This window comes from Flavisolibacter nicotianae (assembly GCF_003628535.1).
Taxonomy (GTDB): domain Bacteria; phylum Bacteroidota; class Bacteroidia; order Chitinophagales; family Chitinophagaceae; genus Flavisolibacter; species Flavisolibacter nicotianae.
This window is the reverse complement of the sequence record NZ_RBCI01000005.1, coordinates 326,780-342,283: the sequence shown is the minus strand read 5'-3', so window position 1 is coordinate 342,283 and position 15,504 is coordinate 326,780. Positions and strand designations below refer to the sequence as shown.

The following is a 15,504-nucleotide window of genomic DNA, read 5'->3' as shown; positions in this document are numbered from 1 at the left end:
AAAGAAACAGGAGCAGTTTCATTCCACGAGTACAGAAAATGAAAGAGCCGGATTGCTGAATTTGTGAATTTGAAAGGTGTTTTTTTGATTTCTTTCGTAAGATTAATCAATTAAAAACAGCGGAAAGGCACTGTGTCAACGGACGGCAGCTTATCGTAAACAAACAGCAGCGCCTGGCCCATGCAGCTTTTTGAAATGGGTCAAAATAGGCGTTCGTGAAGAAGATATTTGCGAATGAAAAAAGGCGGAAAAACAATCCTTGTTAACGGGAGATAGTTTAACGTGCAGTTCTGCACCTGCCGGTATGAACGGTGTCATCATGTCACGGCAAACAACCTGGCCAACCAGAGTGAAAGCGGCAGCAACAGCACGATCACCAGGGCCAGGTAAAAGCTTCCAAACGCCGCCGCCCAGGCTGCGTTCATCAGGATGAGGGCAATCACGCCGGCCTTCACCGCTTTTCCAATCAGCGGACCGATGGGATTTTTCACCGCTTTTCGCAGCGGCGGAAAGATCATCAGGGCAAGCAGCAGCAAAAAGCAAGCTGCATACAAGCCATTGTTCCTGCTGATGGCAACCACCAGGATTGCGGCGATGACGAGGCTATACAAAGCCGCTGCACCGTATAAGGTCGTTCGTTTGCCCCCGTGCACTTCTCCCCTGCTCACCATCGTGATGGCCGCGATATAAACAATAGGAACAAAGCTCAGGTACCAATACAGCGGCAGGGATGCCGGCAAAATGCTGATGCCTAAAAGCAGGTTCAGTCCCCTGCAAAGACCCATATTCAGCGGTCCCAGAAATCCATGGTGCTTTCCCCATTTGTCATACACCACAGCCGCCAGGGCCGTGGCAATGGCCAGCAAAGTGGTGGGCGAAGCAAAGCCTTCCGGGTGTACAAAATAAGCCTGCTGAATTCCGAGCAGTAAGAGCAACATCGCAAACGATGCCGCTGCTTCTTTCCTGATCAGGCCACTGGGAATGGGCCGTTCTGGGCGTTCAACTTTGTCCAGTTCGGCATCAAACACATCATTGAAAACAACGCCGCCGCCATAGAGGCCGATGGTCGAAAGGACCAGCAGGATAACGGGCCGCCAGTCAAGTTGGCCCCAGTTCGTATTGGTGATGTATCCTGCAATGGCAATCCCGGCGAGAATATCCGACACGGCGGTTACAATATTTGCCAGCCGCATCAGGCGGAGGAAACCGATGAATTTCTGCACGTTCGTTTATCGTATGATCATTGAATCTTTATCTACCCTGGGCTGCTGTCCGCCACGCAAAACCGTGTTGCCTTCAAACTTCTGGCTTTGGTCAATTTGCGTCACGGCGGCAAAATCCGCTTCGTTGATTTGCCCGCTTTGCGCAAAGGCCGTGATCGCGTTTTGATAGGTCACCAGGCGAATAGCTTCCTCAGGGATACCCCGCTCCTTCATCAACGCGGCTGTTTTGGGAACGGCCAGCGGATCGCTGATGCCCCAGTCGGCGGCGGAGTTGATCATGATACGTTCGGTACCGTAGTGCTTGACGATCTCCACCATGCGTTCATTGCCCATTTTGGTAAACGGGTAAATTGTGAACGCCGCCCAAAAACCCCGGTCCAGCACCTCTTTCACCGTTTCTTCGTTGTTGTGGTCTACGATCACCATGTAGGGATCCAGGCCCTGTTCAAGGGCAATGTCCATGCTGCGGGTGGTGCCCCGTTTTTTATCGCGGTGCGGCGTATGGATTTGCACCGGCAGGGATGCTTCTTTTGCCAGGTCCAGTTGCAGGCGGTAGTATTTTTCTTCGGCGGCCGTCTGGTCGTCGAAGCCGATTTCTCCCACTCCCACCACGCCTTCTTTGTAAATAAACAGGGGCAGGATCTCCATTACCTGCTCGGCCAGCGCTTCGTTATTAGCTTCGCGGGAATTGAGGCCAATGGTACAATAATGCTTGATGCCAAACTGCGATGAACGAAAACGTTCCCAGCCAACCAGGCTGCTGTAATAATCACGGAAGCTGGCTACGCCGGTGCGGGGCTGGCCCAGCCAAAAGGCCGGCTCAATAAGGCCGACAACGCCGGCATCGGCCATGGCCTGGTAATCGTCCGTGGTGCGGGAGGTCATGTGCACATGCGGGTCAAAGAACGTCATGCCTTTGATGCTTTCCCGGTTAAAGGGCACCGCCGTGCGTTCCTGCATTTTGTCGTTTGCGATATCGTGACTGCAACACATAAAATAAAATATTATGGATGAACAAGGGTGGCTTTCCCGGCCACTGTTTGCCAGGTCAGTTCGCCGGTCTCAATGGCCGCTTTCAGTTCCTTGTTTTGGTTGAGTAAATCCTTTGCCGGGGAATAGTTGCTATCCCAACAGGCCAGCGCGGCCGCTTCCCGTTCAACGGCATTTTCCGAGAAAGCAATCCGTTCAATGTCCGGGAAGTTTTTTTCATTAATGAATTTTCCAGCGCAGCGCCATAGCTGCGGGTTGACGGGACGGCCGGCTGCCCACCGCTCATGCGCATAGTCGGATAAAACACCAGCCAGTTCGGCATTGCATCTTTTGTCTAATCCGTTGATTTGGTGAATCGGCTTCTCCGTAAAAAAAGCTTTCAGCACGAGTTGATTCCAGGCCGCTTCGCTCAGGTTCTCCGAGGGGTAAGGATTGTTGCACATGATCGCTTGCAGCACATCGCCGATATTGCTGCGGATTCCCTCGGCGCAACGCTTCGTCCACATCTCCGGATAAGCCAACACCGGCAGGGCCGAATAAAGTGCTACCAGCTCCTGCATTTCGGCCGCCGGGAATAAATTCTCGATCGTTTGGAAATAGGATTCTTTTTCGCTTGCATCCAACTGCAGCAGGAGCCATACCCTTGCCAGCCGGTCGATTGTCCAACCCCGGATGACGAAACCCGGGCGGGCCGATTGCAAAGACCTGTCCTGTTCATCTGTGAACCGGACGATGGCCTTACCGGTTTTGCGGGGCAACAGGGCAAATGCTGTATTGAATTGTGCAGTGGTGAACGACACTGTTCTCTCCTCCATCCATTGCCACACGTCTGCAGAAACGTTTTGCCGGATTATATCTGCAAGCACCGACGTTACTTTTTCAACCGGGTAATGAAACATAAACTGTTCTTGCTTTCTGAACAAACTATTTTGCAATGATGAAAGGAATTGTTGCGACAAAGTAAGCATAAATTGCCTTGCAATATTTTCGCTCCAAGTCGGATCGACATTTTTCTTTTATTTACAGCAAGATTTTTTTATGGTGCTGCTATCGATTTTAAATATCATTTTCTGTATTGCCTTTACCGGCTTTGCCTATGTGAACCTCAATGACAGAGACTCCTGGCTGTGGGTGCCCATCTACATGGTGGCGGCCGTGCTGTGCGGCCTGGCTGCCTTCAACCTGTTTTACCCTGCCGTTTATATTCCGGTGATGATCTTTTACCTGGTGTATGCCGGCGTGCTTTTTTTCGCCAAGGACGGTGTGCGGGACTGGATCATGAAGTACAAAATGCAACACATCGCCCAGACCATGCAGGCGACCAAACCCTATATCGAAAAGACGAGGGAATTTTTTGGCCTGCTGATCATCACCGGTGCTCTTCTCATCAATTTCCTGGTAAGCCAGTACAACTGATATCTTCCGCTATTCAGCGGTGCTGTTTTGGTGAGACGTGAAAGTTGAAACGTGAGACTGCAGTGAACATCAAACGAAAAGACTCTACGGTTTGACGTCTCACTTTTCATGGCTGCCTGAAGGCAGTCTGGCATCACACATCACAAATCTTCACACTGTTTTTCAGCGACACCAGCGGCTCTGCGTGTTTGGGAATGAACTCCTGGCCTACGAAGCCTTTGTAACCGGTTTCCAGGATGGCTTTCATGATGGCCGGGTAATTCAGCTCCTGCGTGTCATCGATCTCGTTGCGGCCCGGAACACCGCCGGTATGATAGTGTGAAAAGTACGGATGATACTCTTTGATGGTAGCAATCACGTCGCCTTCCATGATCTGCATGTGATAAATATCATAAAGCAATTTAAACCGGTCGGAGCCAACCATCTTCACCAGTTCAACACCCCATTTGGTATGATCGCACTGATAGTCTTTGTGATTGACCTTGCTGTTCAGCAGTTCCATCGTCACGGTTACGTTGTGCTTTTCGGCCGTTTTCATCAAGCGCTTTAAACCCTTTGCGCAATTCTCCAAACCCTGCTCGTCACTCAGTCCTTTCCGGTTGCCGGAGAAGGTAATGATCTTGTCCAGACCGGCGTTGGCTGCCTTTGGAATGACGTCTTCAAAACTAGCCAGCAATTCATCGTGGAGCTTTGGATCGTTCCATCCGTCCACGATGCCTTTGCCGGCACCCCAGGGCATGGCGCAGGTGAGGCCGTACTTTTTCAGTGTCGGCCACTCTTCCGGGCCTAACAGTTCGATGGAAGAGAGACCGATGTCTTTGGCCGCCTTGCACAAATCTTCCAGTTCAATTTTGGGATAACACCATTTGCAAACCGAGTGGTTGACATTTCCTTTCAGTTGCAAACGCTTGACATCTTCTTTCAGTTGCTCTTTGGCGATTTCGGCACGAACGACTCCGGGCAACAACACACCGGTTGACAGCAGCGCGGCGCTGCCGGCGAGATTTTTCAAAACGTTGCGGCGGGAATATTGTTGGTTCATACACGTGTATTTTAAATGGTGGATCAATTAGCGGCTGACGGTTTGTGGCTGTTTGGCGGCGCCTTTCTGGGCCGATAAAAACTCGACTAAGCTGACTAGTTCCTGCTGTGTCATGGTCTGGTGGAGGTTGGATGGCATCATCGAATTTTCCATTTTTTTTCGCGAGACGATCTCCGTTTTGTTGAACTGTTTTTTAATGCCGCCGGGAACCGTGACTTCCAGCGCATCGTCCGTTTCGCTGGCGATAATGCCACCGACATCGCTGCCGTCTTTTAGTTTAAACACATAGCCCTCGTAGCCAAAGCTGATGCCTGCATCCGGGTGAAGGATGGCCATGTACAGGGCGTCCTTCGTCAGCTTGCTGCCGATTTGCGAAAGGTCGGGACCAAAATTGGCTCCTTCGGCTCCCACCTGGTGACAGGTCACGCAGGTCTTTGCAAAGACCTGTTTGCCGACGGCCACATTACCGTTCTGCTTCACGAGTGCACTAATCGGCGGCAACGGAGCGCCATTGGCACTAGCCGTGCTGATGTACTTGAGCGCTTCCTGGCGAACGTCTTTGCGGAAAGAAGAAGAAAGCGTCATCGCAGCGGCTGGTTCCAGCTCTTTTGGCAGCCTGCCAGCTTTCACCACGTTCAGCAACCGTTCAGAACCGCTCCAGCCGGCACCGAGTGTCTTTACCGCATTTTCCCGTACGGCGAGGCTGGATTTTTTATCGGCAATAACGCTCTCAATTAAATTCATCGCTTCTGTGTTGCCGGCTTTGCCCAGCACTTTCAGGGTTGCCGATGCCGTTTGTGTGTTGGTGCTGTTGATGGCCTGCTTCAGCAAGTCCGCACCGCCCAGGTTTAACAAGAGCGTGGCCGCCTGTGCCCCGATGCTGCTGTCGGGTTGCGACAGGGCAAGTTGGTACAACGCGTCGTTCTGGTTGCGGATCCGGTAGCGTCCGACCAGGTCAACAATCTGCTGCATGCCTTTGATTGTTGGCAGTGTTTTGTCCAGCATCGCTTTCACCTTTGGCGACCGTGTAATGCTGGACGAATCCAGTTGGTTTAAAACAGTAACGATGATCTCATCTTTGTGTGCTCCGTTGTTGTCGAGCAGGGCGATCAGCGTCTTTTCTTTTGCCGGATCACTGATAAAATCAAAGGCCCTGAAATATTTCAACCGGTCGGCGCTGGCGGTGGCATCATCGCTGATGCTGCCGGCCAGGAGGGGCAGCGCCAAACCGGTCCGGGAGCGCCACACGATATCGCGACCAGCCTTTGTTGTCAACTGGTTGCCGGCCTTTGCCTGGTACGCGGCAAAGAATTGATCCCATTGCCGGTCGGCACCAATGCCCAGCGCCTCCAGGTACCAGCGATCATTGCCGTCGTATTGCATGGCCAGTTCCGCCCACAGGCCGGCCGCTTCCGGCGAGTGATTGTGATGCAGGGCAAGAGCGGCTTCGCGGCGCACCTGTGCATTTTGATCCTTCACCACGGCTTTGATAAACGGTATAACATCCGCCTGTGTTTCGACGGCTGCACGAATGGCGGCGATGCGGATATCAGGATTTTTATCCTGCAACGCTTTTTGAATATAGGTTGTCCCCTTTCCCGGAATATTGGCAAGCAGCCAAAGGGCCCGGGCCCGGAAGCGCTGGTTATCGCCGTTCCATAATTTTTGCAAGGCTGTTTCGGCCTGCACACCGGCTGTCTGCAGGCGCTGCCAGGCTAAGTAGCGGGTTGCCATGTTCGGGCTTTGCAGGGCTTGCACAGCGCCGTCGGTTGTGCTTACATTAAAGGATGGCACCTTGTAGGCGGCGCCTTTGGGTGCTATGCGAAAAATGCGTCCGCGGTTCATGTCGCCCATCTGGTGGCCACCCACACCCGGATCGTACCAGTCAGCTACGAACAAAGATCCATCGGGTGCCACGCAAACGTCCACGGGACGAAACCACTGGTCGCGAACGCCTTCTACCAGCGGCTTTATTTCCGCCTTGTAGCCGGCGCCGACGGGTGTCACGGGATAGGCCCGCACTACGTTGGTACCCGGATCGCAATGGATCATCTGGTTTTGAAACGCAGCGGGCAGCAGGCTGCCTTCGTAAACCGTCAGGCCTGCAGGCGAACCGGCGCCGTTGATCAGCAGATTGGGTATCGAACCCGGGTCGTTCTGGTGCCAGTGGCGCTTGGGGATTTCCGCCTCGAAATTGGTGCGGCGGGCACGCCAGCCGGCGCCGGTCATCTCGTCGGTGTAGCCATAGTTGCCATACTGCATGATGTAATTCACCCGGGTGCTTTGGTTACCGTCGTCATCGTTGTCCGTTTGCCAGATGGTGCCGTACGAATCCACAAAGGCTTCGTAATTGTTGCGGAAGTTGTGGGCCAGCACTTCAAGGCCCGTTCCGTCCTGGTTCATGCGAAACACCATTCCCTGGCGATAGGGATAGCCTTTCGAGTTCACCACGTTGCCGTCTTTATCGGTAAGCGGCTTTCCATCCTTGTCCATCAGTTGCTCGCCGGCGTTGCCAAAATTGAAATAGAGCTTTCCATCAGGACCGAAGGTGAAGGAATGCACGGCATGGTCGTGCTGTTCGCCGCCCACATGGGAAAAGAGCAGTTCCTTCTTATCGGGTTTGTCATCGCCGTTGGTGTCGGTAAATACAAAAACATTGGGACTGCACGAAACGATCACCTTGTTTCCAAAAACAGCAATGCCCAGGGCCGCATTGACATCGGTCCCCTGGTAAAACACTTTCGACGTATCGGCTTTGCCGTCGCCGTTGGTGTCTTCCAGGATCAGGATGCGGTCGCCCTGCTCCCGCTGCGGGTTGTCGGGGTTGAGTTGCGGACGATAGTTAAACGCCTCGCAAACCCACACACGACCTTTCGCGTCCACGTCTATGTTAGTGGGGTTGCCCATCATGGGTTCTGAAGCAAACAGGGTGGTTTCCAGTCCCTCTGCCGTTTCCAGGCCGGCCACCGCATTTTTGGGAAGGCGCTTGTCATCGTCGGATAATTTGGCATAGGCGCTGTCTCTTTCGGCCCGTGTTGTACCGGATTGATTTTTACAGGCGGCCATCGCAAGCAGCCACAAACAGCAGGCAATCGTCAGTTTCGTGTTTCGCATACGTTTGATGTATTTAAGAAATAAAGGCAGAATTGGTTACAGGCAATCGTCTTTAACAGAAGAGCAATGGTGAAAATTAATTGTTTTTTTGACACTTATAAAAACCTGTCTTTGTTTTTTTCGCAGAAATTTTCAACAGGAATCCATTAGCATAGGAACGGGTGGCCCTGTAAAGGCCTTGTGCATTGACATATCTTATCATACATCCTTATCCTGCTGCTTCTTTTGGCTAATTACGCAGAGAAATGGAAAACCTCTTTATATTTAAACGTCTTTTTTACACTTCATTACCAGGAAATAAACGATCCATGTTACCAGGAAAAAAGTTTTTGCTTGCCCTCCTCGCAGGCCTTTGTACAGTGAGTATTTTCTTTGCTTGCAAAACCGTCAAGCCACCCGTTACAGCCGCACCGGTCCTTGCTGAACCATCGGGTCCAAAACCGAGAGTGCTTGTCTTTGCGAAGACGGCAGGTTATCACCACGAGTCAATTGCAGAAGGTTTGGTAGCCATCCAGAAATTGGGAACAGAAAACAATTTTTTTGTTGACACCACCACGAATGCCGGCTACTTCACAGAAGACAGCCTGAAACACTATGCAGCTGTTATCTTTTTGAGCACCACCCAGGATGTGCTGAATGCCGACCAGCAGGTGGCTTTCCAGCGCTTTATCCAGGCAGGCGGTGGCTTTGCCGGCGTGCATGCGGCCGCTGACACGGAGTACGACTGGCCCTGGTACAATAAGTTGGTCGGCGCTTATTTTCTCAGTCATCCCCGCCAGCAAAAAGCCGTGATCGATGTAAAAGATAAAAGCCACATTTCCACCTCCTTCCTGCCCGATCGCTGGGAGCGGTTTGACGAGTGGTACAACTATAAGAGCATCCTGCCCGACCTGCACGTGCTGGCAACGCTGGATGAAAAAACCTATGAAGGTGGCCAGAACGGCGATAACCATCCCATTGCCTGGTACCACGAGGTGGACGGCGGCCGTGCTTTTTACACCGGGCTGGGACACACCAAAGAAAGCTACACCTCCGACACGCTGTTTTTGCGGCACCTGCTGAGCGGCATCCAATACGCCATCGGCGAGGCCAAACTGGATTATTCAAAAGCGTACGCCGTGCGATCACCGGACGACAACCGCTTTACCAAAACCATCCTGACCGATGATTTGAACGAACCCATGGAACTGACCGTGGCGCCGGACGGACGGGTGTTTTTTACCGAACGGGCCGGCAAGTTTTACATGTATGATCCTGTCTCCGGCAAAACGCGGCTGCTGCGTGACTTCCCGGTGAAAGCCGTTGATAAATACCTGAACGGCTTAATCGGCATTACGCTGGATCCCGATTTCAAACAAAATAATTACATCTACTTTTTCTACTCCTCTTCTACTGGTGAGAAACTGCATCAAAATATTTCGCGGTTCACGCTGACGAAGGACAACAACCTGGACACGACGTCAGAAAAGGTCATCATCACCGTTCCGATTGACGCCGAGGTCAGCGCACACACCGGCGGCTCATTGGCCTGGGACAAAAACAAGAACCTTTACATCTCGACCGGCGACAACACGGTTCCCTTTGAATCGGACGGCTATGCCCCGATCGATGAGAGGGCTGGACGGCTGGTGTACGATGCTCAACGCTCTGCGGGAAACCCGAATGACCTTCGGGGAAAAATCCTGCGCATCCACCCCGAACCCAACGGTACGTACACCATCCCCGAAGGAAACTTGTTTGCTAAAGGCACGCCGGGCACACGTCCTGAAATTTATGTGATGGGCTGCCGCAATCCCTACCGCATTTCCGTAGACACGGCTACCTCCATCGTGTATTGGGGCGAAGTAGGTCCTGATGCCGGCAACGACAGCCGTCACGGCCCACGCGGTTACGATGAATTTAACCAGGCAAAAAAAGCCGGCAATTTTGGCTGGCCTTACTTTGTCGGCGACAGCAAAGCCTACCACGATTCTGATTTTGCTGCCAAAACCGTTGGTCAACTGTTTGACGTGAATGGGCCGGAAAACAATTCACCCAACAATACTGGCGCGAAAAAATTACCAGCCCCACAAAAACCGATGATCTGGTATCCTTATGCCCGTTCGGCCGAGTTCCCCGACCTGGGTGAAGGTGGCCGCTGCGCCATGGGCGGCCCGGTGTATCACTACAATGCCAGCCTGCAATCGGCCCGGAAACTGCCGGCCTATTACGACAAAGCCCTTTTTGTGTACGACTGGATGCGCAACTGGGTGTTTGCCCTTCGCTTCGACGAAAACAACAACTACCAGCGTATGGAACCGTTCATGCTGACGAACGGTGACTTCCGCCGCCCAATCGATATGGAATTCGGTCCCGACGGCGCCATTTACATGCTGGAATACGGCTCTGTTTACGGCATCGACAACGTGGATGCTCGTCTTGTCCGCATCGATTACAACGGCGGCAACCGTGCACCGGTGGCAAAGATTTCGACCAACGACACCATTGGCCTGGCGCCCTTCACCGCATCGCTGAGCAGCAAGAAAAGTTATGATTACGACGAGAACGACAAACTCTCATACCAGTGGACGCTGAACAACCAGGTCATCTCTACGGAAGCCAACCCACGCTATACGTTTCAAAACAACGGCATTTACCACACGGTGTTGAAAGTAATCGATGCCCCCGGGAAAAGTAGTACGGATACGGTGACGATCAAAGTTGGAAACACCCTGCCCAAAGTGGCCATCCATGCGACAGACAACAGCACGTTCTTCTTTGACAAGCCAACAGCACTGAAATACGCCGTGGATGTGCAGGACAACGAGGACAAGGCGATCGACAAAAAGAAAATCAGCGTATCGCTGAAATACATTCCCAAGGTTGCCAGCGATGTTGCGCTTGTTGGTCACCAGCAGATCGAGAACTACAACTACGGCAAAAATTTAATTGCCACCAGCGATTGCAAGGCCTGTCACCAGCTGAACGGCAAGTCGGTGGGCCCCTCCTTCATGCAGGTCTCGCAGAAATACTTTGGCAACAAAGCCGCCATCAGTTACCTGGCCAACAAAATCATTACCGGCGGTAACGGCGTATGGGGCGAACACGCCATGAGTGCCCACCCGCAATTGTCAAGAGACGATGCAACGGAAATTGTAAAATATGTGCTCTCGGTTTCAAACCAGAAAGCAGACGTCAAGCTGCCGCAACAGGGGTCGGTCGTTTTAAAAGAGCATATCGGTACCAGTGAGGAAGGCCGTTATTTGCTGACCGCTTCCTATACCGACAAAGGCGGCGCCATTACCCCGCTGACCGGTAAAGATGTCCTGGTTCTGCGTCCGTCGAAAGTGCAGGCCGAGAGTGCCGATGCCGTGAGCAACCTGCAAAAAAATGAACGGGGGCTTGGCCGCATCAACAACAAGTCGTATTTCGTTTTAAAGAACATCGACCTGAAAGACGTCAACCAGCTTACCTATCGCTACTCGTCGAAGGATTACGATGCCGCAATCGAGGTACACACCGATGCCGCCAATGGACCGCTGATCAGCACCGCTGCGTACAAGGCAACCGGCGCCTGGAACCAGTTTGCGGAAGTGAGTGCGACTGTGACCGACCCCGGAGGCAAGCACGATCTTTATTTTGTGTTTGTGAAGAACGAGGAACCCAACCGCAATTTGGCGTCGCTCGACTGGATCAAATTCGACGGCGGGAAAGAAGTAAAAATCCCGGCGCCGGTTGCTTCTGCAAAAAGAAAGCAGGCCGCCTCTGTTAAAAACAAGGAAACAGGTAGCACTGCAGCTACTATAACAGGACCGGAAAAGAAAGCAACTAAATCGCTGGGTGCCGCTTTGATTGCCAGGAGTGACTGCAACACCTGTCACCGCGTTAACCAAAAGCTCGTTGGTCCTTCGTTTACGGAAATTGCCAAACGGTACAAAACGCAGGCGGCGGCCAGCCGCCTTGCCGACAAGGTCATCAAAGGCGGCGCTGGCAACTGGGGCCAGGTACCCATGACGCCGCACCCGCAATTATCAAAAAAAGAGGCAACGGAAATGGCGAAGTATATTCTTTCGGTCAAACGGTAATTATCTGTAACAAACACGTTCGTTTTCAAAACGAGAAAGCCTCCGACTAACGGAGGCTTTCTCGTTTATTGAAGATTATAGTCATGCCATTCTTCAAAGACCTGTGCAGTTAACTCTCCCGCTTGCCGTGTAACAGCAGATCCATCGCATGCTGAAACGAGCCAGCCCGGGTAATCTCGCCGGAATTCACAAAGAAAATTTCGTCCGCATTCTCGATGGTATTCAGCCGGTGTGCGATGATGACACGGGTGGTTTCCCCGGGAAGCTTTTTCAGTATGCCTTCTAAAAGCTGTTCCGTCATCGTATCAATGTTAGCAGAGGCCTCGTCCAGGATAAGCAGGTCCGGTTTTCGCAAAACGGCGCGAATAAAAGCCACCAATTGCTTTTGCCCTAGGCTGATGGATTCGCCGCCCGATTGCACGGCGGTGTCAAGCCCTGCTTCAAATTGCTGCAGCAATCCACCAAGGTTTTCTTCCTTCAACAGTTGCGTTAATTGTTCATTGGAAAAATTACGGTATTGTTCATTGCCGTACAAAATATTTTCCCGCACGGTGCCGGTGAACAAAAACGGATCCTGCAAAATAAAGCCGATCTTTTTTGTTCGCTCTGCAGCGCCGTAAGAGCGGATATCTTTTCCATCGAGTAACACCACACCTGTTATCGGATCGTAGAGGCGTGCGATCAGGGAAGCCGTCGTGGTTTTGCCACCGCCGGTGGGTCCCACCAGGGCATAGGTCTTGCCCTTTTCCAATGTAAAACTGACATGATGCAACACCTCTTTTCCATTGGGATAACCGAAGGATACGTTCTGAAATGAAATGACCGCAGGAGACGTCGTTTCCACTGCCTCACCAATCGTCACCAAATCGGTTTCCAGGGAGAGGATTTGCGAGATCCTGTCCCACCCTGCCATGGCCAGTTGAAAATTGGTCCACACGGCAGCCAGCTGCCGCAAGGGGTTGTAGAAACTGTTGACATACGAAAGAAAACTAATCAGCAGGCCAACGGTAAAAGCGCCGGTTGTGATGAAGTAGATACCAAATGCCAGTACCAGCAACTGGCCCATGTGCGCCATCAATCCATAAACCGGGATAAAGATGGTATTGGCCACACCGGCACGGATCGCAGTCGTATAGTTTTGCTGGTTCACCTCCTCAAAGCGCTGGCGGAAATAATCCTTCCGGTTGAAAGCAACGATCACTTTGAAATTATTCAGGCTCTCCTGGATCTCCGCACTCATGCCGCCCACAGTTTGCAGGTTCACGGCATTCCGTTTCCTGATCCACGGCGAAACAGCCCTAGTCAGTATAAACAGCAAAACCGCCGGCGCCAGGGCTGTTGTGCCCAGCCGGAAATTGATGGACAACAAAAAGATGCTGGCACCTGTCATCAAAAAAATACTGCTGACAAACTGCATCAGTGACTGCGATAAAAACAGGTTCAATTTATCCGTGTCGTTGTTGATGCGTGAAATAAGATCGCCGGCTTTGTTCTGGTTAAAAAACGCTACAGGCAGTTCCTGCAATTTCTGAAACAGGGCGTTGCGGGTGTTGAACAGGATGCGTTGACCGATGCCGCCCATCAATCGTGTTTGCAGGTAACTGGTGACAAAGGCCACCAGGTACATGGCGCACAAAATGCCGGCAAACACCAGTACCATATGATATTGTTTGGATTGCACATGGTGATCGATGGTATAACCAACCACCAGCGGACCGGCCAGGTTCAGGGTGGAATTGAGCAAAACGGCCAGCAGGGCAAAAATGAAAACCTTTCGTTCCCCCGACATCAGGGCCAGCAGCTTTTTGACCTGGGCAGCCGTGGATGGCTTTGCCGGTTGTTTTTCGCCGGGTTGATTAAGATTGTAATTCATACTGACTGGTGCTTCTTTGGGATTGATAAAGCTGAACGTATTCGGGGCAGGTATTCAGCAGGGTTTCGTGTGTGCCGGCAGCGATCAGCTCACCTTCCATGAGCAGGATGATCTGGTCGAAATGTTCCACCGACGCGATTTTCTGCGTCACGGAAACCAGCGTGATGCCTTCGTAATTCGCCTGCACATTTTCCAGGATTTTTTGCTCGGTACGGGTATCTACCCTTGCGGTAAAATCATCCAGCAACAAAATTTTCGGGTTGACAGCCAGGGCCCGGGCCAGCATCAGCCGCTGCTTTTGTCCGCCGGATAGCGACGTGCCTCTTTCGGCCACCACCGTATCCAGTCCTTGCGGCAGGCGTTCGATCAGGTCAGCCAGTTCCGAGGTGGCAATGGCTTTTTGCAACAGGTCATCCGTTACGGTGTTGCTGAACGCGATGTTTTCCCGTATGCTCAGGTTAAACAGAACACTGTCCTGAAAAACGAATCCGACCTGGTTGTGCAGGGATTCTTTTTCATAACTGTTGATGTTGATACCATCGTAGGCAATGATGCCGGACGTTGGCTGGATTAGTCCCGTGAGCAAATAAAGCAACTGCGTTTTCCCGGCCGCCGTCGGGCCGATGATCGCCGTTTTTGTCCCGGCTTTTACAGAGAAGGAAATATTTTTCAGCGCCTGCTTTTCACCAAAGGTTAGCGCCAGGTTTTGCACGTCGATGTTTCCTTTCAACAGGTCCTTCACCACACCTTTTTCTTCTACGTCCGGTGCCTCCAGCACAAACCGGATTCGCTGGTACGATGCCGATGCCTGCGCCATCACGCTGCTCATAAAGCCAATGATGATGATGGGAAAAATGAGAATGAAAATATAGTTGTTGAAAGCGGCCAGTTCACCCAGTGTCATGGTTCCGTTGATCACAAAATGACCACCCAGTGCCAGGATTGTCACTATGGAAAGGTTGGCCACCAGGTTGATGACCGGGATCAGTGCCGCAAACAATTTCAAGATGCCGATGCCCACTTCTTTTGCATCACTGCTGGCCGAAAGAAATTTCGTGTACTCCAGTTGCTGGGAATTGAAGACGCGGATCAGCGCGGCGCCGAAAATATTTTCCGTGATGATCCTGTTCAGCCAGTCAATGATCTCGCGGCCCTTTTTGAACAGCACCCGCACTTTTCGAAGCACGACAAAAAAAGTTCCGCCCAGGATGGGGATGATCGAAAGAACGGCCAGCCCAAGTTTCCAGTTGATGCTGACCAGCAAAACGCTGGCACCAATAATGATGAACAGAGAGGAAAAAAGGGAAACGATGGCCTGCGACACAAACAGCTTGATGGAGTCTACATCCGAGGTCAGGTTGGTCAGGAGTTTGGCCGGGTTGGCCTGCTGCACCGACGCATAACTCTGCCGGGAGATCTTTTCCGAGAGGCGGCTGCGCAAATCTCTCGCCACTTTTTCCGATGCATAGGTTTGCAGAAGCGTTTGCAAACTGGTAAAAACAAAAATGCAAAGCGCTGCGGCCAAAAACCGGAAGATCACCGCTTTGAGCACAAAGCTGCCGCTGGCATAATCATCGATGGCCTGCGCAATGATCTTGGGCACCCAGAGGTTGATGCCGTTGCTCAAAAGGGCAAAAAGCAGCAAGAGGCTCGCCATGCCTTTGTACGGTTTCAGTAAACCGAACAGGCCGGGTTTGCCTTTGGGAGAAGGCCGTTTATCGTTCTTTTTTTCCATGAAAATTGTTGCGGAATAAGCCTATGAAGTTATTGGAAGAAAGGTGA

General features: G+C 52.0%; 9 protein-coding genes. 2 read left to right on the top strand and 7 right to left on the bottom strand.

Annotated elements, in window-relative coordinates:
• Positions 1 to 317: 317 nt before the first annotated feature.
• The 3 genes from eboC to D6024_RS16035 are packed head-to-tail and all read right to left on the bottom strand — an operon-like array spanning position 318 to position 3,079.
• Positions 318 to 1,223: a UbiA-like protein EboC gene (eboC, locus tag D6024_RS16045; protein ID WP_240410060.1), complete on the bottom strand. Its 906-nt coding sequence runs from the start codon at positions 1,221 to 1,223 to the stop codon at positions 318 to 320.
• 6 nt (positions 1,224 to 1,229) lie between these two features.
• Positions 1,230 to 2,183: a TatD family hydrolase gene (locus D6024_RS16040; RefSeq protein WP_121355649.1), complete on the bottom strand. Its 954-nt coding sequence runs from the start codon at positions 2,181 to 2,183 to the stop codon at positions 1,230 to 1,232.
• 44 nt (positions 2,184 to 2,227) lie between these two features.
• Entirely contained in the window at positions 2,228 to 3,079 is an 852-nt protein-coding gene (locus tag D6024_RS16035) for an EboA domain-containing protein (RefSeq protein ID WP_240410059.1), read from the bottom strand.
• 172 nt (positions 3,080 to 3,251) lie between these two features.
• Between D6024_RS16035 and D6024_RS16030 the strand changes: the two genes are divergently transcribed.
• A complete protein-coding gene (locus D6024_RS16030) occupies positions 3,252 to 3,629 on the top strand; it encodes a transmembrane 220 family protein (protein ID WP_240410058.1) in 378 nt (125 codons plus the stop codon).
• Positions 3,630 to 3,762: 133 nt separating this feature from the next.
• Here D6024_RS16030 and D6024_RS16025 read toward each other — a convergent pair whose 3' ends face one another.
• Positions 3,763 to 4,671, bottom strand: coding sequence for a TIM barrel protein (locus D6024_RS16025; RefSeq protein ID WP_121355648.1), 909 nt, complete (start codon positions 4,669 to 4,671; stop codon positions 3,763 to 3,765).
• A gap of 27 nt (positions 4,672 to 4,698) precedes the next feature.
• Entirely contained in the window at positions 4,699 to 7,785 is a 3,087-nt protein-coding gene (locus D6024_RS16020) for a PVC-type heme-binding CxxCH protein (RefSeq protein WP_121355647.1), read from the bottom strand.
• A 308-nt stretch (positions 7,786 to 8,093) separates the two neighbouring features.
• Between D6024_RS16020 and D6024_RS16015 the strand changes: the two genes are divergently transcribed.
• Positions 8,094 to 11,849: a ThuA domain-containing protein gene (locus D6024_RS16015; protein ID WP_121355646.1), complete on the top strand. Its 3,756-nt coding sequence runs from the start codon at positions 8,094 to 8,096 to the stop codon at positions 11,847 to 11,849.
• Positions 11,850 to 11,958: 109 nt separating this feature from the next.
• On the opposite strand, the gene D6024_RS16010 is transcribed toward D6024_RS16015, so the two are convergent.
• Both D6024_RS16010 and D6024_RS16005 read right to left on the bottom strand, forming a co-directional pair.
• Positions 11,959 to 13,722 carry an ABC transporter ATP-binding protein gene (locus tag D6024_RS16010; RefSeq protein WP_121355645.1) on the bottom strand — a complete coding sequence of 588 codons (1,764 nt, stop codon included), beginning with the start codon at positions 13,720 to 13,722 and terminating at the stop codon, positions 11,959 to 11,961.
• Positions 13,706 to 15,457, bottom strand: coding sequence for an ABC transporter ATP-binding protein (locus tag D6024_RS16005; protein WP_121355644.1), 1,752 nt, complete (start codon positions 15,455 to 15,457; stop codon positions 13,706 to 13,708). Before D6024_RS16005 ends, D6024_RS16010 begins: the two co-directional genes overlap by 17 nt.
• Positions 15,458 to 15,504 lie beyond the last annotated feature (47 nt).